This window comes from Micromonospora trifolii (genome assembly GCF_050516465.1).
GTDB classification, from domain to species: Bacteria; Actinomycetota; Actinomycetes; order Mycobacteriales; family Micromonosporaceae; genus Micromonospora; species Micromonospora trifolii.
This window is the reverse complement of sequence record NZ_CP191526.1, coordinates 4,483,064-4,502,335: the sequence shown is the minus strand read 5'-3', so window position 1 is coordinate 4,502,335 and position 19,272 is coordinate 4,483,064. Positions and strand designations below refer to the sequence as shown.

The window sequence follows — 19,272 nt, the reverse complement described above, 5'->3', positions numbered from 1 at the left end:
ATCAAATCGACAAAAGTTGATGCTGAACCGCCGGAAGGTATGGACACATCGACACGTGCGACTTAGTGTCGTGACCAACACGACAATGTTTCGTCGAGGTGAACCGGCGGCGCGGTAACCCATCGACCCCCCCCACCACCGCTACGGCATCCGGCGCGACGGCGCGCGCCCGGCCTGGCAGTCACACGTCAGGAAGGGACAGCACAGATGTCCATGAAGGACGCTCCCAGACAACGGTCCCGACGATGGTTCTCCGCCGGATCAGCGCTGCTGCTGGCGGTCGCCGCCGGCACTGTCACCTTCGCCGCCGGCTCGGCCCCCGCCCAGGCGCACACGATCGTCGCCAGCGACTTCCAGCAGGTCGAGCTGGCTCGCGGCGTGACCGACATGGGTGAGCCGATGTCGCTGGCGGTGCTGCCGGACCGCTCGGTCCTGCACACCGCCCGCAACGGCACCCTGCGCCGCACCGACGCCAACGGCACCACCTCCCTGATCGGCACCCTGTCGGTCTACACGCACGACGAGGAGGGGTTGCAGGGCGTCGGGATCGACCCGGGCTTCGCCAGCAACCGCTACATCTACCTCTACTACGCCCCGCCGCTCTCCACCCCCGGCGGCGACGCGCCGGCCACCGGCACCGACTTCTCGGCCTGGAACGGCGTCAACCGGCTCTCCCGGTTCACCCTCAACTCGGACTTCACGCTCAACCAGTCCAGCAAGGTCGACGTGCTCGACGTCCCGGCCAGCCGTGGCGTGTGCTGCCACGTCGGTGGGGACATCGACTTCGACGCCGCCGGCAACCTCTACCTGTCCACCGGCGACGACACCAACCCGTTCGAGTCGTCCGGCTACTCACCGCTGGACGAGCGGACCAACCGCAACCCCGCGTACGACGCGCAGCGCAGCGCCGGCAACACCAACGACCTGCGCGGCAAGATCCTGCGGATCAAGGTGAACGCCAACGGCACGTACTCCATCCCGTCGGGCAACCTGTTCGCCCCCGGCACGGCCAAGACCCGGCCGGAGATCTACGCGATGGGGTTCCGCAACCCGTTCCGGATCAGCGTGGACAAGGCCACCGGCGTGGTCTACGTCGGTGACTACGGGCCGGACGCCGGCTCCACCAGCTCCACCCGCGGGCCGTCCGGCCAGGTGGAGTTCAACCGGGTCGCGGCACCGGGCAACTACGGCTGGCCGTACTGCACCGGCACCAACACCAGCACCGAGACGTACAACGAGTTCGACTTCGCGACCAGCGCCAGCGGCGCGAAGTACAACTGCACCGGCGGGCCGACCAACAACTCCTTCCGCAACACCGGCCTGACCACGCTGCCGCCGGCCCAGCCGGCCTGGATCCGGTACGCCGGCGACGCCGGCACCCCGACCGAGTTCGGCGGTGGCTCCGAGTCGCCGATGGGCGGCCCGGTCTACCGGTACAACGCCTCGTCGACCTCCACCACCAAGTTCCCACAGTCGTTCGACGGGCAGTTCTTCGCCACCGAGTTCGGCCGGGGCTGGATCAAGCCGATCCACGTCAACTCCGACGGCTCCCGAGGCGCCATCGACACCTTCCCCTGGGTCGGCAAGCAGGTGATGGACTCGGCGTTCGGCCCGGACGGCGCGTACTACGTGCTCGACTACGGCACCGGCTACTTCAACGGTGACGCCAACTCGGCGCTCTACCGCTTCGACTACGTCGGCGGCGGCAACCGGGCGCCCACCGCGAAGGCCAGCGCCAACCGCACCTCCGGCGCGGCCCCGCTCGCTGTGACGTTCTCCTCGGCCGGCTCGGCCGACCCCGAGGGCGGCGCGTTGACCTACGCGTGGGCGTTCGGTGACGGGACCACCTCGACCGCCGCCAACCCGACGAAGACCTACAGCGCCAACGGCACCTACACCGCCACGCTGACGGTGCGCGACCCGCAGGGCGCCACCGGCAGCAGCAGCGTGCAGATCAGCGTCGGCAACACCGCGCCCACGGTCACGATCAACAACCCGGGCAACGGCCAGCTGTTCGGCTTCGGGGACACGGTGCCGTACAGCATCACGGTGACCGACCCGGAGGACGGCACCATCGACTGCACGAAGGTCAAGATGACCTACGTGCTCGGGCACGACCAGCACGGGCACCAGATCACCTCGAAGACCGGCTGCTCGGGCTCGATCACCATCCCGGTCGACGGTGAGCACGACGACGCGGCGAACATCTTCGCGATCTTCGACGCCGAGTACACCGACGCCGGTGGGCTGACCACGCACACCCAGCACACGCTGCCGCCGCGGCACCGCCAGGCCGAGTTCTACGGCACCTCGTCGGGGATCAACGTGTTCAGCAAGACCCCGGCCGAGGGTGGCAAGACCGTCGGCGACATCAACAACGGCGACTGGATCGCGTTCCAGCCGTACCGGCTGGGCAACGTGACCTCGTTCAACGCCCGGGTCTCCTCGGCGGGCGCCGGTGGCACCCTCCAGGTGCGGGCCGGCTCGGCCACCGGCACCGTGCTCGGCTCGGCCACGGTCCCGGTGACCGGCGGCTGGGAAACCTTCACCACGGTCACCGGGACGATCAGCAGCCCGCCGACCGGCACGACCACGCTCTACCTGACCTTCGCCGGGTCGGGCACCGGGGCGCTCTACGACCTGGACGCCTTCACCTTCGTCACCGGGACGCCCCCGGCCGGTGGGGCCGGGGCGATCAAGGGCCTCGGCGGCAAGTGCCTGGACGTGCGCAACGCCGCCACCGCCGACGGCACGCAGATCCAGATCTACACCTGCAACGGCAGTGCCGCGCAGACCTGGGCGGTCACCCCCAACTCCACGATCAAGTCGTTGGGTAAGTGCCTGGACGTGTCGGGCGGTGCCACCGCTGACGGCACCAAGATCCAACTCTGGACCTGCAACGGGACCGCTGCCCAGAACTGGGCCGCCCAGGCCGACGGCACGCTCCGCAACACGTCGTCGGGCAAGTGCCTGGATGTCTCCGGCAACAGCTCCGCCGACAGCACGGTGGTCCACCTCTGGACCTGCACCGCCGCCGCCAACCAAAAGTGGACCCTGCCCTGAGCTGGCGGGAGGGGTCCTTCGCCAACGCCTAGTGTGAGGCGAGGGGCCCCTCCTAACCGCAATTAGGAGAGCGATATGCGCAGACGCCTGCGACCCGTCCTCGGTGCGGCCATGGCCGCACTCGCCGTCATCGCCTGCACCACCCCGGCCACCCCGGCCAGCGCCGCCGACGCCCCGTACGACGTGCTGGTCTTCTCCAAGACCGCTGGTTTCCGGCACGACGCGATCCCGGTCGGCATCCAGACCATCCGCGACCTGGGCGCGGGGAACAACTTCACAGTCACCGCGACCGAGGACGCCGCCGCGTTCACCACGAGCAACCTCAACCAGTACGAGGCGGTCGTCTTCCTCAACACCACCGGCGACGTGCTCAACGCCAGCCAGCAGACCGCCTTCGAGTCGTACATCGGCTCCGGCCGCGGATACGTGGGTGTGCACGCCGCAGCCGACACCGAGTACGACTGGCCGTTCTACGGCAACCTCGTGGGGGCGTGGTTCGCCTCGCACCCCGCGATCCAGCAGGCCAACATGAAGGTGGAGGACCGGGGCCACGCGGCCACCGCTCACCTGCCGCAGACCTGGACCCGCACCGACGAGTGGTACAACTACCGCACCAACGCCCGGTCGAGCGCCCACGTGCTGGCCACCCTGGACGAGTCGTCGTACTCCGGCGGCGGGATGGGCGCCGACCACCCGCTGAGCTGGTGCAAGAGCTACAGCGGCGGCCGGTCCTTCTACACCGGGGCGGGGCACACGCAGGCGTCGTACGCGGAGTCGGGCTTCCGGAACCACCTGCTCGGCGGCATCCGGTACGCCTCCGGTCGGAGCAAGGCCGACTGCCGGCCCGAGACCGGCTACACCCCGCTGTTCAACGGCTCGACGGCCGGCTGGTCACAGGCCGGCCCGGGCAGCTTCACCAACTCCGACGCCACCCTGACCTCGGTCGGCGGCATGGGGCTGTACTGGTACAACGCCAAGCAGTTCACCAACTACTCGCTGAAGATGGACTGGAAGCTGGCCGGTGACGACAACTCCGGCATCTTCATCGGGTTCCCACCGTCGAGTGACCCGTGGTCGGCGGTCGACAACGGTTACGAGATCCAGATCGACGCCACCGACGCGGCCGACCGCACCACCGGCGCGGTCTACACCTACAAGTCCGCCGACATCGCCGCCCGCGACGCGGCGCTGAACGCGGCGGGGGAGTGGAACACGTACGAGCTGCTGGTCGAGGGTGAGCGGCTACAGATCTTCCTCAACGGGGTGAAGATCAACGACTTCACCAACACCAACCCGGTCCGCTCGTTGGCCGGTCACATCGGCATCCAGAACCACGGCACCGGTGACGACGCCTCGTTCCGCAACATCCGGATCAAGGAGCTGGGCACCACGCCGCCGCCCACCGGCACGATCCAGGCCGAGGCGTTCAGCTCGGCCAACGGCGTCTCCGCGTTCACCAAGGCGGGCGCCAACGGTGGGCAGACCGTCGGCTACATCGACCCGGGTGACTGGGCCGCGTACAACGGGGTCAACCTGGCCGGGGTCACCTCGTTCACGGCCCGGGTCGTCTCCGGCGGCGCGGGTGGCGCCATCCAGGTGCGTACCGGTTCGGCCACCGGCCCGGTGCTCGGCACTGTCGCGGTGCCGAACACCGGCAGTTGGACGACCTTCGCCAACGTCTCCACGGCGCTGTCCAACGTCCCGTCCAGCACCCAGAACCTCTACCTCACCTTCACCGGTAGCGGCACGGGGCTCTTCGACCTGGACGACTTCACCCTGGTGAAGGGCGGCGGCGGCACCGGGGTCGGCCCGATCAAGGGTCTCGCCGGCAAGTGCCTGGACGTGCGCAACGCCGGCACCGCCGACGGCACCCAGATCCAGATCTACACCTGCAACAGCAGCACGGCGCAGACCTGGACCGTGACGCCGAACTCGACGATCAAGGCGCTCGGCAAGTGCCTGGACGTCTCCGGCAGCGGCACCGCCGACGGCACCAAGATCCAGCTCTGGACCTGCAACGGCAGCGGCGCGCAGAACTGGGCGGCCGCGTCCGACGGCACCCTGCGCAACCCGTCGTCGGGCAAGTGCCTGGACGTCTCCGGCAACAACTCCGCCGACAGCACCATCGTGCACCTCTGGACCTGCCTCAACGCGGCCAACCAGAAGTGGACCCTGCCCTGACCGACTGACCCCCTGACCCCATGACCCCGGAGGGGCCGGCGACTCACGTCGTCGGCCCCTCCGCGCCGATCTTGCACTTTCGGTCGGGATCAATGCCACCATGCCGACCTTTCGGCAGCACAAAGTGCAAGATCGGCGGGATAGGGGTGGGGACGCCGGGAGGGTGGCTCACAGGTCGCTGCCGTACCTTGACCTGCATGGGGTTGTTCGCGCAGTGGCGTGGGACGGTGCTGGCGCGAGGCCATCAGCTGCTCGGTGCGCTGGGCCGGGCCGACGAGCCCGACGACCCGTCCGAGCCGACGCCCAGCCTGAACCGCCTCGACGCGTTGGTGGAGGGCTTCACCGCCGGTCAACCGGTGCGGTGGACGATGGCCGGGCAGCCCCGGCCGCTGCCCGGCCCGGTCGACGTGGTGGCGTACCGGATCATCGAGGAAGCGCTGACCAACGCGTGCCGGCATGCGCCGGGCGCTCCGGTCGGGGTCCGCCTGCGTTACGACGCCGCGGGCATCACCATCGAGGTCCGCGACGAGGGCGCCGGTCCCGCTCCGTCCGGCGGCGGCACCCAGGGCGCCGGTCGAGGTCTGCTCGGGGTACGCAGGCGCGCCGAGCGGCTCGGCGGCACGTTCTCGGCCGGCCCGCGCGCCGGTGGCGGCTTCACCGTACGGGCTGTCCTGCCCGCACCCGAGGAAATGATCGGATGATCGGCCGACCGCGGGGCTTCCCCGATGGGGCACTGCGGAAATAGGGTGGGGTCGGCGACCGTGCTGGTGGCCGGTGACCCGGTGGGAGGCGCAACCCGCCGGGCTCAGGTGTGTTCCGCACCCACCGGTAACCGCCCGGGTGCCGCGTACGTCCGGTCACCCTCGCCCCGGTCCGCACAAGGAATCCCCATCACAACAGGGGAGAAGGACAATGGCGCGACCCATCACGCTCTTCACCGGCCAGTGGGCCGATCTTCCGTTCGAGGAGGTCTGCCGGCTCGCCTCCGAGTGGGGCTACGACGGTCTGGAGATCGCCTGCTGGGGCGACCACTTCGAGGTCGACAAGGCGCTCGCCGACGACTCGTACGTCGAGCGCAAGCGGGAGACCCTCGCGAAGCACAACCTTGAGGTCTTCACGATCTCCAACCACCTCGTTGGTCAGGCGGTCTGCGACCACCCGATCGACGAGCGGCACCAGGACATCCTGCCCGGCCGCATCTGGGGCGACGGGGAGCCCGAGGGGGTTCGTCAGCGGGCCGCCGAGGAAATCAAGGACACCGCGCGGGCGGCGGCGAAGCTCGGGGTGAAGACGGTCGTCGGCTTCACCGGTTCGTCGATCTGGCACACCCTCGCGATGTTCCCGCCGGTGCCGCCGTCGATGATCGAGCGCGGCTACCAGGACTTCGCCGACCGGTGGAACCCCATCCTCGACGTGTTCGACGAGGTGGGAGTGCGGTTCGCGCACGAGGTGCACCCCAGTGAGATCGCGTACGACTACTGGACGACGAAGCGGACGCTGGAGGCGATCGGCAACCGGCCCGCGTTCGGGCTGAACTGGGACCCGTCGCACTTCGTCTGGCAGGAGCTGGACCCGGTGAACTTCATCTTCGACTTCGCCGACCGGATCTACCACGTGGACTGCAAGGACGCGAAGGTGCGTACCGGCGATGGCCGGCGCGGCCGGCTCGCCTCGCACCTTCCCTGGGCCGACCTGCGGCGCGGGTGGGACTTCGTCTCCACCGGCCACGGCGACGTCCCCTGGGAAGACTGCTTCCGCGCGTTGAACGCGATCGGCTACACCGGCCCGATCTCGGTCGAGTGGGAAGACGCCGGAATGGACCGGCTGGTCGGCGCCCCGGAGGCGTTGCAGTTCGTCCGCCGGCTCGCCTTCGACGCACCGAGCGCCGCCTTCGACGCGGCGTTCAGCAGCAAGGACTGACCGCACGTCGGACAGACCACGGGCCGGTCGCCCTGCGGCGACCGGCCCGTCGACGTGCGATTGGTCAGAGCGTGCTGGCGTTCGTGCCCGAGCCGGACGGCTTGGTGCGGGGGTTCGTGGACGACGGCGACCCGGAGGTCGTGCCGACCGTGCTGGTGCCCGTCTTGGCGCCCACCGTGGCGGGCGTGCCGGCGAACGCGTCGTCGGCGGCGGTCAGCTCCTGCTTGCCGGTGCTGCCGTTACCGTTTCCCAGCTTCTCGCCCAGTTTGGTCTGGCCGAGCTTGTCCTTGCCCTCGCTGTAGAGCTTGTTGGCCTGGGCCTGCGCGACCCCGGCCGCCTCCTGGACGGTCGGGTGGTCGAGCACCTTGCGGCCCCGGACCACTAGCTCTTCGTACTTTTCCCGGCCGGCACGGGCGCCCAGGACGAATCCCGCAGCCAGCCCGCCAAGAAACATGATCTTTCCGCGCATGGCGGCTCCTTCCGTACCTGACGCGCCGTCACCCCGGCGAGTTGCCCCGTCGGAAGGCGACCTGTTCGCGCCTGCGTCCTCTGTCCGCAGCTAACTACCCATCCTGCTCTCCGCTCAAGCATGCTTGTGCCGGGATGGCGATTTACCCCTATTGTCAAGGCAGCGGCGGGGAGGGAACCCACTGGACCGCCACCGGGGGAAGTCCTGTACTCTTGTCCCGTCGCAAGGCGTCGGGGAGATCCGAAGTCGTGCGGAGCACGATCCCCTGTAGCTCAATTGGCAGAGCAGCCGGCTGTTAACCGGCAGGTTATTGGTTCGAGTCCAATCGGGGGAGCTTTTCCACGTACGCCCGTCAGCCACCGGCCGACGGGCGTTTTCGTGTGCGTGACCCGGTTTCACCCACCCTCGACCGGCTTGCCCGGCAGGATGGTCGATGTCGACTGAGGCTACCGCTGCGTCGATTGATGCGTCGATCCTTGGGGTGAGTGCGGATGTCCGGACGAGGCGGCAAGGCCACGCTGATCGCGGTGGCGGTCGTGCTGGCCTGGTTGGTGATCGGCGGCGTGTCCGGCCCGTACGCGGGGCGCCTCAGCGAGGTCGCCACCAACGACAACGCCGCCTTCCTGCCCACCGACGCCGAGGCGACCCGCGCCCAGGACCTCGCCGGCGAGTTCGTCGACCGGCAGACCATCCCGGCGCTGGTCGTCTACGAGCGGCCCTCCGGGATCACCGACGCCGACCGGCAGCGGGTGAGCGCCGACGCCGCCCGGTTCGCCCAGATCCCCGGCGTGGTCACCCCGCTGCCCCCACCCATCCCGAGCGAGGACGGCCAGGCACTCCAGGTCGTCGTACCGGTGGACGACGCCGAGGGCGAGGAGATCGGCGCGGTCGTCGAACAACTGCGCGACATCACCGGCGGTGACCGGGACGGACTCACCGTGGACGTCTCCGGCCCGGCCGGTCTGCTCGCCGACCTGATCGAGGTCTTCGCCGCCATCGACGGACCACTGCTGCTGGTCACCCTGGTCGTGGTGCTGGTCATCCTGCTGATCGTCTACCGCAGCCCGGTCCTCTGGATCTTCCCGCTGCTCGCCGCCGGGATGTCGTACGCCCTCGCCTCGGTCTTCGTCTACCTGCTCGCCGACGCGGACGTGGTCAAGCTCAACGGGCAGGCCCAGGGCATCCTCACAGTGCTGGTCTTCGGCGCCGGCACCGACTACGCGCTGCTGCTGATCGCCCGCTACCGGGAGGAGCTGCACCGGCACGACCGCCCCTGGGACGCCATGAAGACCGCCTGGAAGGGCGCCGCGCCGGCCATCATCGCCTCCGGCGGCACCGTCATCGTCAGCCTGCTCTGCCTGCTGCTGTCCAGCCTCAACTCCAACCGGGCGCTCGGCCCGGTCGCCGCCATCGGCATCGCCGCCACCCTGCTGGTGATGCTCACCTTCCTACCCGCGCTGCTGGTGCTCGGCGGACGGTGGGCGTTCTGGCCCCGACGACCCCCAACCGACCAGGCCGACCCACGTGCCGAACACGGCATCTGGAGCCGCATCGCCGGCTTCGTCGCCCGGCACGCCCGCCCGATCTGGCTGACCACCGCCGTCGTGCTGGCCCTGCTGACCCTCGGCCTCACCCAGCTCGGCGCCACCACCCTCGGCCAGTCCGACCTGTTCACCCAGCGCACCGACTCGGTCGACGGCCAGGAGGTGATCTCCCGGCACTACCCGGCCGGCACCGGCAGCCCGGCCACCATCTTCACCACCGAACAGACCGCCCGGCAGATCGCCCAGGTCGCGAAGGACGTTCCCGGCGTCGCCGACGTCCGCCCCCTTCCGGCCGGCCCGCAGACCGGCCCACCCGAGGAGAACGCCGCCCCGAAGGTCGTCGACGGGCGGGTGCAGCTGGAGGCGACCCTGGCCGACCCACCCGACAGCGACGGCGCCGAGCGGACCATCCGTGAGCTGCGGGTGGCCGTACACCAGGTGCCCGGCGCGGACGCGGTGGTCGGCGGCTTCACCGCGATCAACGTGGACACCTCGGACGCCGCGAAGCGCGACCAGAACGTCATCATCCCGGTGGTGCTGGTGGTCATCGCGGTCATCCTGGCCCTGCTGCTGCGCGCGCTGCTCGCCCCGCTGCTGCTGATCGCCACCGTGCTGCTCAGCTTCGCCGCGACCCTCGGCCTCTGCGCGCTGCTGTTCCGCCACGTCTTCGACTTCCCCGGCGTGGACTCGGCGTTCCCGCTGTTCGCGTTCGTCTTCCTGGTCGCGCTTGGCATCGACTACAACATCTTCCTGATGAGCCGGGTCCGCGAAGAATCGGTGAAGCGCGGCACCCGCGCCGGGGTGCTCGCCGGCCTCGCCGTCACCGGCGGGGTGATCACCTCCGCTGGCATCGTGCTCGCCGCGACGTTCTCCGCCCTCGCCGTCCTGCCACTGGTGGTGCTCGTCGAGTTGGGTACGGCGGTCGCGATCGGGGTACTGATCGACACCATCATCGTCCGGTCGCTGCTGGTGCCCGCACTCGCGTACGACATCGGGCCGAAGATCTGGTGGCCGGGCCGGTTGTCCCGGGCGAACGGTGAGCGGGAGGCGCGCGGTGCTGGCTGAAACCGATGTGGTCATCGTCGGCGGCGGCCTGGCCGGCCTCGCCGCCGCCCGCCGGCTGCACCGCGCCGGCGTGCCCTGGCGGCTGGTGGAGGCCGAGGGTCGGCTCGGCGGCCGGGTCGCCACCGGCGTGGTCGACGGTCACCTCATCGACCGGGGCTTCCAGGTGCTCAACACCGCCTACCCCCGGCTCGGCACGCTGCTCGACACCGACCAGCTCAACCTCGGCTACTTCACCTCCGGAGTGCTGGTCCGCAAGGGCGACAGGCTGCTGCGCCTGGTCAACCCCCTGCGCGAGCCGACCGGCGGGCCCGGCACCGCGCTCGCCGGGGTCGGCTCCCTGCTCGACCGGCTGCGCTTCGCCGCGCTCGCCACCGGCTGCGCCACCCTGCCCGCGTCCCGGCTGCTCGCCGCGCCGGAAACCAGCACCGAGACGGCGCTGCGCCGCGCCGGCCTCTCCGACGCCATCATCGAGGAGTTGCTGCGACCGTTCCTGTCCGGTGTGTTCATCGAACGGGAACTCTCCACCTCCAGTCACGTGCTGGCGATGGTGCTGCGCTCCTTCGCCCGCGGCCGGATCGGCCTGCCCGCCGAAGGGATGGCCGCGCTGCCCCGGGCCATCGCCGCACCGCTGCCGGCCGACCTGCTCGACCTGGACACCCCGGTCGCGGAGGTCACCCCGGGCCGGGTCCGCACCCAGGCCGGCGACATCCGCTGCCGGGCCGTCGTGGTCGCCGTCGACCCGCCCGCCGCGGCCGCGCTGCTGCCAGCCCTGGCGACGGTACGCATGCACAGCTACACCACCTACTACCACAGCGCCCCCGAGCCGCCGCTCACCGAGCCGATCCTGCTCGTCGACGGCGACCGACGTGAACTCGTCGCCAACACTGTGGTGCTCAGCAACGCCGTCGCGACGTACGCGCCCGCCGGACGGCACCTGATCGCCACCTCGGTGGTCGGCCCGACGGCCCCACCCGAGCCGACCATCCGGGCCGAGTTGACCCGGCTGTACGGCCGCTCCACCGCCGACTGGACCCACCTGACCACAGTGGCCATCCCCGAGGCGCTACCCGCCGCACCGCCGCCGCAGGGACGGCTGCGCAAGCCGGTGGCGTTGGGCGAGGGCCTGTTCGTGGCCGGTGACCACCGGGACAGCCCATCGATCCAGGGCGCTCTCACCAGCGGCTGGCGCGCCGCCGGGGCCGTGCTGGACGAGCTGCGCGCCGGCTGACAGGCGTACCCGAGCACGCTGTTATATTCCTGTTGCCCATCGTGCTGGTGCAGGCGTGGGCGCCGGCCGGCTCGATGCTGGCTGCTGATCGCCGAGCGGGATAAGATCCGGCGCGGTGTTCGGGGCGGTAGCTCAGCCGGTTAGAGCAGGGGACTCATAATCCCTCGGTCGCGGGTTCGAGTCCCGCCCGCCCCACCACCTGTTTCCCATGGTCAGCCATGCTGCCGACGACCCGGGCGAACCGCGTCGAGGTCCGGACCGACGCCCTCGGTCCGCACTGAGTCCGCAGCAGCACGACCCGCCGCTCGGTCGAGGCGGTCCGCCACCTGGTCCAGGCCGTCCTCGAACAGGTCCGCGTACACGTCCAGCGTCATGGCCGCCGAGGCGTGCCCGAGCATCCGCTGCACCGCCTTGACGTTGGCGCCCTCGGCCACCGCCAGACTGGCCGCCGTGTGCCGCAGCTCGTACGGGGTCAGGCCGGCGAGACCGATTGACTCCGCAGCCCGATCGAAGACGCGGCGGCGGAAGTTGTTGTCGCGCAACACCTCGCCGGACGGGGAGGTGAACACCAGTTCGTCACCCGCACGGCCGGCGATCTGCGCGGTGATCGGCTCGACCAGGAACCGGGGGAGCGGCACCGACCGCCGTTGGTGCGTCTTCGGCGTACCGAACACCGCCCGACCGTTGACCCATGTCACCGACTCCGCCACCAGCAGCCGTCGCTTGGCCTGTAGCGAGCGGCAGGCCGCAGCCATCGTCAACGCATGGGACCAGGTGCTTGCAACGTCACCCGACGAAGAGGACCCCAGCATGGATTGGGTCGATGACTCGGAATGACGGGTGACCCGCTGTCCAGGCACGCGTGCAAACCAGTGGCCATCCACGGGCCAGCAACCGTGGCGCGCAGCGGTCATGAGCGGGCACAAGCGGCATTCGCCTCTGCGCCAGCCGCAGGCGTTTCGGGCATCACGGCCGGTTGAGCACGCTCTTCCAGCTTGAGGGGTGCTCTCCACACAGGGAACGGTGGCGGCAGTTGCACCTCGGCGGTAGCCGTCGCCGCGGCATGGTCTACGTCCGCCAGCTCTACCTAGGGCTGCCACAACGGCCGCCACGTCGACTGGGCCGTCAGGCACCCCGTAGGACCAGGTGTTCAGCCGAGTCTCCTGCTCGGGGTCCTCGGGGAGCAACGTCACCTGCGTCTCGGTTGTGCATGACCGCTCATCGCCCAAGGTTATGGCGTGATCTCGACCACGTCCCGCCCTGACCTCGCCTTTTGTCCAGACTGCAAGTTTGTACAGCGGTCGAGCCTTTACGCTAAATTGTAAGGCATCAAGCGTCGGCCAATCGGATAACATCTATCCATGCCTGCTCAGTCATGGGTCGCTTTGATGGCGGCCGTCATTGCCGCCACAGTAGCGGTCACGATACCCGTTTGGACGTTCCGAAACACCATTAAACAAGAACGTCAGCGCTGGATTCGCGATCAGCGTGGAGTTCTGTATATCGATATTCTAACCGAGGCGCAAGCGGAGTTGCGGTGGGTTACAAACGAAATGAAGATTCGGCCGGATAAGTCCTTCGTCGACATGCGGACATCAAGACACGACCGCGCACGACTTGGGGCTCGTATAAGCGTATTCTCTACTGCGGATATACACAGCGTGTTCGACGCATTTCAAGAACGAATGGCAGAACTGCAACATGTCGGACCGGAGCAGCCCGCTGACATCAGGATCGCACGCCTACGGGAAGCCGAAAATACCTTTAGCGCTCTAGAAGAGGCAATACGAACAGAACTTGAGACAAGGTAGTGCGTCGACCGAAGCCCGTTCGTATCAATCACGTTGCCTAAGCTCCCCGACCGATCAATTGCTGCTTGACGTACGCGGCGATAGCTCGACCACGCATCCAGCGTCGGCTTGGCCGCGACAGCCTGATCGGCCGCCTAAGTTAGCACTACCGCGAACTCTAGTTGCGTGAATTTCGAGCATTCTGATCCAGCGTTGCCTATACACTTCGCTCCCTGTGCAGTATGATGCTCTCCGTCGGAGATATACTGTGGAGGGACACCTTGCTTTTTTCCGAAGGATCAACCGGCTCGCGCAAGCCGTACGATGACTTGACCATCAAGCCGTTATTCGACGGGTCAGATTTTTCGTTCGACGTCGCTAAGGCCATGCTCGCAGGCGTGCACCCGCCAGTCATTAATCGGGTGAGCGATCGCGCATACTACATCCTAAAAGGGTCCGCATCCGTGGTTGTTGATGGCCGAGACTTCACGGCTAAGGCGGGTGACCTCGTCGTTATTAAGTCGGGCCAGAAGCATCAGATCAGAGGGGAAGTAGAGTTCCTCGTGATTACGTCACCTTCCTTTGACCCCGCTAACGAGGAATCAGCTGAATAGCTCCCTCACGCTAAAGAGTGATCTTGGAAATCCAAGATGACCTTTAGCATTTGATCGACCCACTACGACGATCAGGCACGGTGCATTATGGGGAGTGACTCCACAATGGATCTCATCGCCGACGTTATGAACGCCGACCTCTCAACCTCGATTTTCGAGAACTTTGATAACGCCGCACTAATGCGCATACTGCTAGATCCGGCTGGCCCGCTGAGCCCCGCCCGCATACAGTCCGGAGCGCTGACGAGCTACGCACACACCAACGGGTTCATCAAAATCATCATAGCGCAGGATAGGACCTCCGGGCGCGCACTACGACTACACGTTTGGCCGCCGGCAATGGAGGAGGCACCTAATCTCCACGATCACAGGTGGAGGTTCGTGTCCAAAGTGTTCGCGGGCGCACTTCATGAGAACCGATACAAATTGGTGCCTGGCACTACGGCCAACCTATTTCAGTACAGCCGACATCGAGGCGGACGTGACGTGGAAGACCCGCGCCTCATGCGGATTGGCCCTGTCGGTGTGGTGTTGGATTCCACGAACAACTACGAGGCAGGCGATATATACGAAATGCCCACTGGCCTCCTTCACCGCGCCAAGTCAGGCATGACGGGAGCCCTAACGTTAATTGTTACGGGACCTCCAGAGGCCGATGCTGACTTCTCGCGAGTAGTCACCGAAGGTGACGAGACCCCTCGCGACGTACCCCCTAAACAACTAACGCTCGACGAACTCGCGGGCGCTCTAGACATAGCTAGGTCCGCACTATCGGGTAGACATAGCTAGGTCCGCACTATCGGGTAGCTACTAAAGGCCATCCGTTGATTCTCAACCGTCGAAACGAGATCCGATGATTATTCGAGGTAAAACAGCACTCGTAACTGGCGCAAGTCGAGGCATTGGAGCAGAAGTGGCTCGGATGCTAGCGGCCGAGGGCGCACGAGTCGCCGTTAGCTACAACCAATCGAAAGACGCCGCTGCGAAAGTCCGGGACGGGATTGTGGCCGCCGGCGGCGAGGCGCGCTCGTATAGGGCCGACCTAGCCATGGCTGATCAGGCTGAACGCCTAGTCTCCTCAGTCATCGACGACTTCGGTCAGATCGACATCTTGGTCAACAACGCTGGCGCAATCCTGCGTCCAGGAAATTGGGATACCCAAGACCTGGACCGTATTGATGAGACCTTAAATCTGAATCTACGAGCGCCGCTGCTGATGACTCGCCATGCGGCCAACGGTATGTCCGAGGCGGGAGCTGGCGTAATTATCAACTTTTCCAGCACGTACGGCATCACGGGCGGAGCGGCCGTCTTGGCGTACACAGCAGCGAAGTCCGGCGTAATCTCTATGACATATTCTATGGCGCGAGAACTCGGCCCTAAGGGCATCCGAGTTAACGCGGTCGTGCCCGGCAATATTGACACTGATATGACCCGCGGCGCAGGTGACCAAGTCGTTCAATGGGCGATCAATACCACCCCGCTAGGCCGCCTTGGAACTGTCCAAGAGGTTGCATCCAGCGTTAAGTTCTTAATCGAGAATGACTTTATCTCCGGTCATGCTCTAGTGGTCGACGGCGGGCAGATTCTCAACATGTGACCTCAAGTTTCCGCGTAAGCATCCCGTGCGCAGCAAGCCAAGCGTTCAGCCACATGCGCTACGGACCGTAACAAAGTTGGTCATTCACGGGGTGGCACGCCAAGTGAGAACTGTCGGAGGCCCCATGTCGGACATGTCCAAGCGTTCACCAGAATCGGCTGCCAGTGATCCCGATGGCTCGACCGTTGGCCGACAGCATATGACTGCCTCCGGCGGGTTGGCTGAATTCCGCAGTCGCCTAGAGGATCGACGCCTACCGGGCATTGACCAACTGACGCTTGGCGATCTACTGAAAGAAGTTGAACTGGCGGTTCCCGTGCAGGCGCGCGCCGGCGAGGTTCTACTAGAAGGACACGCATACGACTTGATGCAGTTGCTTCAGCAAGAGAGTCGACTGCGGAATCGGTACTTGATCGTGGCGGAGCCGGGAATGGGGAAGTCCACGTTCGCGGCCTTGCTCTGGTGCGCCCTCACGGATCGTAGGGCTGGCGACGACAACCCTACTCCACTACTTATTGACCTTAAAACATACCGCGGCAGTGCTGACTTGGACGCTAGTCTCGGACGTGAGTGGCGCAATTCTGCAGCATTACAAGCCTGGCTTGGCGCAAGTTACAATCCGAACGGAGCACCTGAGCAGTCGCAAGATTTTTCGATTATCTTGGACTCGCTAGACGAGCTGCTGTCCGGTCAGAGGCAAAGCGACATTCTCCCTGTATTGGATCAAACGCTTCTTCGAAATGCTCACATCGTGTTGTGTCGCCTCCACTTTTATGAGCAACATCTGGTCGACACTGAATTCGCTCGCGATCGAGTGGTTATCCATCTACAACCTTGGTCGAACGCTCATATCGAGCGCTACGTCCGTGCTTACTATAAGTTCCGGCATGGTGGCAAAGGATCGCAGACCGCCTCGGCCCTCCTGAAGCGCCTCAAACGTTCGCCGATACTCCAACAGATGGCTGCCGTGCCTATCCGGCTTAACATGCTCATTGAACTATACGGGGAGTCTTCAGGTTCGGACGAGATTCCTAGAAGACCTTCGCTCTTGAGGGTATACGAGGCTTTCGTGAGGCGAGCGTTGCGCCTAGACGCCGCGAACCGAGGATCTTCGCTGTCGTTAGACAGCAAGTTTGAATTGCTAGAGCAAATGGCGTGGCACTCGTATGACGAGGGTGGTTTGTTCAGGTCCCAGGTAAGCGCTCTCACTGAGCGCGAGCTGCACGACATCACGTCCGAGACGTATCCAAACTTGGATGAAGTGGCGCGGACGCGCGTTCTGGACGAGTTCGTCGAATCTGGCTTGCTTGTCTCAAGTCGTGGAGATTTCATTGGCCGCGGGGCCTACTACTTCGCGCATAAATCATTCCAAGAGTTTCTCGTAGGTAGCAAGACTCAGATGGCAATGTGCGAGTCGCCCGAAGCCTGTATCGAAATATTTGGTCGAGTTTTTACTCCTGAAGTTGACGAGTTCGTCAAGGAAGCAATTCAGGAAATTAATTCCTTCGGTCGTCACCTCCAGGCTGCGGCTCGAACGATGATCACCGCCATTGAGATCCTCAACGAAGATGACTCGGGAAACGGGTCCACTACGAGAACGTACGGCGCAGGCGGCGGCATTAGTAGCGGTGCAAGTCGCCGACTCACCCTGGAGCAACTTTGTTACTGCCTGGGAAATTTTGAGTCAACGGAGTCTCAACGTTATCTCCTGCAGCGGCTTGATGCCGAGCCAGACATGTGGATTCAGCGTGGTATTGTCCTGGGCTTGGCCTTCGGCGGCGAATTGCGCCCGTTGGAGGACTATGTATCGAACCTCTCGGCCGAGCGATCAGCGCCAGGACCGACACCGCTGAATGACATTAATATCGCGTGCCAGTTATCTTGGTGCGGCGATCAACCGTTCGACGCAGAGGCTCCGGACGTTGACCGCGGAGGGCCGCACTGCGGCAGAACCGTCAGTCGCATGATCTATCAGATGGGCACGACGACAAATTTGCCTCACCGGCGGTTGGATCTTTACACAGTTTTAGATCTCTGGCGCTACCGCGCCCCGTCCCGCCAATCGTTCATCGACACCGTGGTCCGACTTCGACAAGAGCTGCGCCGGCTGCTGCGAGATTTCGAACGAGAACCGGAATCAGCGCAGTGGCCGGAAACGGCTGATCTGCGACTGCTTGTGCAGTCGCTGCCGTCAAGATGAACGTAGGTCTCTCACTTTGCCGGAGGCGAACTGGGCCAGCGTGGACCGCACGTACTCGTTGAATTGATACGACAGCGGCTGCCTTAGAACGCTGGTGATCGCGCGCTCTTCGCCGGCTAGCGCTGCCGCGCGCAGGACCCTCTCTATCTCAATGAGTTCGCTCGCTACGGCACTGCCATGGCCTTTCGGCACGAGATCTAATTCGATCGCTCTGGTGACGGGGCCATCTCCGATCACTTTCGCTAATTCAATCTCCGAATCGTATATATGGAAAGTGCCGGAATAGTGATAATAGGGGCCTGGCTGCACGCCGAGGTCGCTCGCTATAAAATGATGTAGTGCCGTAAAGAGAAATAGGTCGTACGGCAAAATTGTTAGCGCCTGCTGAGCACGCATAGTGGTTATGAAATGCAGCTCACCGGCTCTAAGGAATAGCTGGACTCCTGAGGCGCACGGCAACTCGCGCTTTTCTTCCACGTTGTCCGACGGTCGGAGGATGGTGGCGTACGTACGTCGACTCGCTGGGTCGACGGCGAGCCGCTCGCGTATTGCCTGAATTTGACTGCTCGAATGATGGATGCCGAACAGTCGCGCCCCGAATGCGCCACACATCGATGTTCCGTCATCGCTGAACTCGCGTGCACCACGCCGGTAATACTCCAGTGTCGCGAGGTCGTCCCGAGCGTCTAGGGTCCATGCTAGCAATCCCAGGCAGTAGGGAATGTGTGTGGGTAACTGCGTGGGAACGAGGATTCGCAAACGCTCATTTACAAATGAGAACTGATAGGCTATTAGCTCTCGCCAGGGTCGATCAATCGTGCCGAAGTTGGAAGCCTTAGACAAGGGACTGACGACGGACGGGACGGGATTGCCAGTGTTGAGGATGTCTCGTAGACCTTGTTGGTAATAATGCCCGATTGTCCTCAACAACCAACCTCGCCAATCAGCGTAGTCTCCGCCTCGCGGGACCTCTTGGCCTCGTTATGTCGCTGCAGCTAGCGTTTGCCCTTGGGTCAGCAGTCGACTGACCTACCGAAGTGTTGCATAGGCCACCGTGATTGGACAGGGCAGGCGTTGGTGCAAGGCCGGTGCCGAGGCGGCTGGCGTGATCCCCGACGCCGCTTGCGTCGGCCGTCACCCGAAGCCCGGGCGACGCTGAGTCAGGTCCGGGGCATACCGGAGATTCTCGGCGCATCATCGAACATGCCAACGGGCACCGCGAGTTCCTTCTGACTGCCGAGGGCCTGTCGCCGTACGTCGAGTCGAGGTCTGAGCCGTTCCCTAAGGCTGTGCACATGGAGATCGCGCTGAACGGCCGTCGCAAGATGAACGACTGGCAGGAGCAGTACGGCACCGCGCGTACCGCGAACAACCTGGCGGCGGTTCACATCTGCACCGGCGATCTTGAGGCAGCGTTGGCGGCCTGCCAGGAGGCAGAATCGAAACTGATCGACATGCTCCAGGAAGGCATCCCGCATCCCGAGCCGCTTACGTTCGCTGGGTTGGCGATGGTGAGGTACAACGCGGCTGTCCTGTTCTGGACGGCGGGCGACTTCTTGCTTCACGAGGCCGGTCAAGGCGGCGTGGTCCCGTGATCA

The 19,272-nt window shown here is 65.4% G+C and carries 14 protein-coding genes and 2 tRNA genes; 13 read left to right on the top strand and 3 right to left on the bottom strand.

Annotated features, from left to right (window positions below):
* Window positions 1-207: 207 nt before the first annotated feature.
* The 4 genes from ACQRWP_RS20825 (at window position 208) to ACQRWP_RS20810 (ending at window position 7,164) form a co-directional block, all read left to right on the top strand.
* Window positions 208-3,063: a PQQ-dependent sugar dehydrogenase gene (locus tag ACQRWP_RS20825; RefSeq protein WP_430497071.1), complete on the top strand. Its 2,856-nt coding sequence runs from the start codon at window positions 208-210 to the stop codon at window positions 3,061-3,063.
* A 75-nt stretch (window positions 3,064-3,138) separates the two neighbouring features.
* On the top strand, window positions 3,139-5,244 hold the full coding sequence (locus ACQRWP_RS20820) for a ThuA domain-containing protein (protein WP_430497069.1): 2,106 nt from the start codon (window positions 3,139-3,141) through the stop codon (window positions 5,242-5,244).
* A gap of 197 nt (window positions 5,245-5,441) precedes the next feature.
* Window positions 5,442-5,945, top strand: a complete 504-nt coding sequence (locus ACQRWP_RS20815; protein ID WP_430497067.1) for a sensor histidine kinase — start codon at window positions 5,442-5,444, stop codon at window positions 5,943-5,945.
* Between the two features lie 211 nt (window positions 5,946-6,156).
* Window positions 6,157-7,164, top strand: coding sequence for a sugar phosphate isomerase/epimerase family protein (locus ACQRWP_RS20810; RefSeq protein ID WP_030488695.1), 1,008 nt, complete (start codon window positions 6,157-6,159; stop codon window positions 7,162-7,164).
* A gap of 64 nt (window positions 7,165-7,228) precedes the next feature.
* On the opposite strand, the gene ACQRWP_RS20805 is transcribed toward ACQRWP_RS20810, so the two are convergent.
* On the bottom strand, window positions 7,229-7,633 hold the full coding sequence (locus ACQRWP_RS20805; protein WP_238678565.1) for a hypothetical protein: 405 nt from the start codon (window positions 7,631-7,633) through the stop codon (window positions 7,229-7,231).
* Between the two features lie 261 nt (window positions 7,634-7,894).
* Here ACQRWP_RS20805 and ACQRWP_RS20800 point away from each other — a divergent pair.
* From ACQRWP_RS20800 to ACQRWP_RS20785, 4 genes are all read left to right on the top strand, one after another.
* Window positions 7,895-7,967, top strand: a tRNA-Asn gene (locus tag ACQRWP_RS20800).
* A gap of 157 nt (window positions 7,968-8,124) precedes the next feature.
* Complete coding sequence (locus ACQRWP_RS20795) at window positions 8,125-10,242, top strand: MMPL family transporter (protein ID WP_430497065.1); 2,118 nt, start codon at window positions 8,125-8,127, stop codon at window positions 10,240-10,242.
* Window positions 10,232-11,470, top strand: coding sequence for an FAD-dependent oxidoreductase (locus tag ACQRWP_RS20790; protein WP_430497063.1), 1,239 nt, complete (start codon window positions 10,232-10,234; stop codon window positions 11,468-11,470). Before ACQRWP_RS20795 ends, ACQRWP_RS20790 begins: the two co-directional genes overlap by 11 nt.
* 121 nt (window positions 11,471-11,591) lie before the next feature.
* Window positions 11,592-11,668 (top strand) — tRNA-Ile (locus tag ACQRWP_RS20785).
* Between the two features lie 14 nt (window positions 11,669-11,682).
* Here ACQRWP_RS20785 and ACQRWP_RS20780 read toward each other — a convergent pair.
* Window positions 11,683-12,225 (bottom strand): site-specific integrase, encoded by a 543-nt coding sequence (locus ACQRWP_RS20780; RefSeq protein ID WP_430497061.1) that lies wholly within the window; start codon window positions 12,223-12,225, stop codon window positions 11,683-11,685.
* A 606-nt stretch (window positions 12,226-12,831) separates the two neighbouring features.
* On the opposite strand from ACQRWP_RS20780, the gene ACQRWP_RS20775 reads away from it, so the two are divergent.
* From ACQRWP_RS20775 to ACQRWP_RS20760, 4 genes are all read left to right on the top strand, one after another.
* Window positions 12,832-13,281 carry a hypothetical protein gene (locus ACQRWP_RS20775; protein WP_430497059.1) on the top strand — a complete coding sequence of 150 codons (450 nt, stop codon included), beginning with the start codon at window positions 12,832-12,834 and terminating at the stop codon, window positions 13,279-13,281.
* Window positions 13,282-13,502: 221 nt separating this feature from the next.
* On the top strand, window positions 13,503-13,874 hold the full coding sequence (locus ACQRWP_RS20770) for a cupin domain-containing protein (RefSeq protein ID WP_430497057.1): 372 nt from the start codon (window positions 13,503-13,505) through the stop codon (window positions 13,872-13,874).
* An 853-nt stretch (window positions 13,875-14,727) separates the two neighbouring features.
* Window positions 14,728-15,474 (top strand): SDR family NAD(P)-dependent oxidoreductase, encoded by a 747-nt coding sequence (locus tag ACQRWP_RS20765; RefSeq protein WP_430497055.1) that lies wholly within the window; start codon window positions 14,728-14,730, stop codon window positions 15,472-15,474.
* 124 nt (window positions 15,475-15,598) lie between these two features.
* Window positions 15,599-17,674 (top strand): NACHT domain-containing protein, encoded by a 2,076-nt coding sequence (locus ACQRWP_RS20760; protein WP_430497053.1) that lies wholly within the window; start codon window positions 15,599-15,601, stop codon window positions 17,672-17,674.
* Here the strand turns inward: ACQRWP_RS20760 and ACQRWP_RS20755 are convergent.
* Entirely contained in the window at window positions 17,666-18,517 is an 852-nt protein-coding gene (locus ACQRWP_RS20755) for a thymidylate synthase (protein WP_430503242.1), read from the bottom strand. The genes ACQRWP_RS20760 and ACQRWP_RS20755 overlap by 9 nt on opposite strands.
* Window positions 18,518-18,969: 452 nt before the next feature.
* Here ACQRWP_RS20755 and ACQRWP_RS20750 point away from each other — a divergent pair, with 452 nt between their 5' ends.
* Window positions 18,970-19,269: a tetratricopeptide repeat protein gene (locus ACQRWP_RS20750; protein ID WP_430497051.1), complete on the top strand. Its 300-nt coding sequence runs from the start codon at window positions 18,970-18,972 to the stop codon at window positions 19,267-19,269.
* Window positions 19,270-19,272: the final 3 nt, after the last annotated feature.

Excerpts from the sequence above, each read along its gene's own strand:
- ACQRWP_RS20825 (WP_430497071.1), top strand. The coding sequence starts at position 208 with ATGTCCATGAAGGACGCTCCCAGACAACGGTCCCGACGATGGTTCTCC.
- ACQRWP_RS20820 (WP_430497069.1), top strand. The coding sequence starts at position 3,139 with ATGCGCAGACGCCTGCGACCCGTCCTCGGTGCGGCCATGGCCGCACTC.
- ACQRWP_RS20815 (WP_430497067.1), top strand. The coding sequence starts at position 5,442 with ATGGGGTTGTTCGCGCAGTGGCGTGGGACGGTGCTGGCGCGAGGCCAT.
- ACQRWP_RS20810 (WP_030488695.1), top strand. The coding sequence starts at position 6,157 with ATGGCGCGACCCATCACGCTCTTCACCGGCCAGTGGGCCGATCTTCCG.
- ACQRWP_RS20805 (WP_238678565.1), bottom strand. The coding sequence starts at position 7,633 with ATGCGCGGAAAGATCATGTTTCTTGGCGGGCTGGCTGCGGGATTCGTC.
- ACQRWP_RS20795 (WP_430497065.1), top strand. The coding sequence starts at position 8,125 with ATGTCCGGACGAGGCGGCAAGGCCACGCTGATCGCGGTGGCGGTCGTG.
- ACQRWP_RS20780 (WP_430497061.1), bottom strand. The coding sequence starts at position 12,225 with ATGGCTGCGGCCTGCCGCTCGCTACAGGCCAAGCGACGGCTGCTGGTG.
- ACQRWP_RS20775 (WP_430497059.1), top strand. The coding sequence starts at position 12,832 with ATGCCTGCTCAGTCATGGGTCGCTTTGATGGCGGCCGTCATTGCCGCC.
- ACQRWP_RS20770 (WP_430497057.1), top strand. The coding sequence starts at position 13,503 with ATGATGCTCTCCGTCGGAGATATACTGTGGAGGGACACCTTGCTTTTT.
- ACQRWP_RS20765 (WP_430497055.1), top strand. The coding sequence starts at position 14,728 with ATGATTATTCGAGGTAAAACAGCACTCGTAACTGGCGCAAGTCGAGGC.
- ACQRWP_RS20760 (WP_430497053.1), top strand. The coding sequence starts at position 15,599 with ATGTCGGACATGTCCAAGCGTTCACCAGAATCGGCTGCCAGTGATCCC.
- ACQRWP_RS20750 (WP_430497051.1), top strand. The coding sequence starts at position 18,970 with ATGGAGATCGCGCTGAACGGCCGTCGCAAGATGAACGACTGGCAGGAG.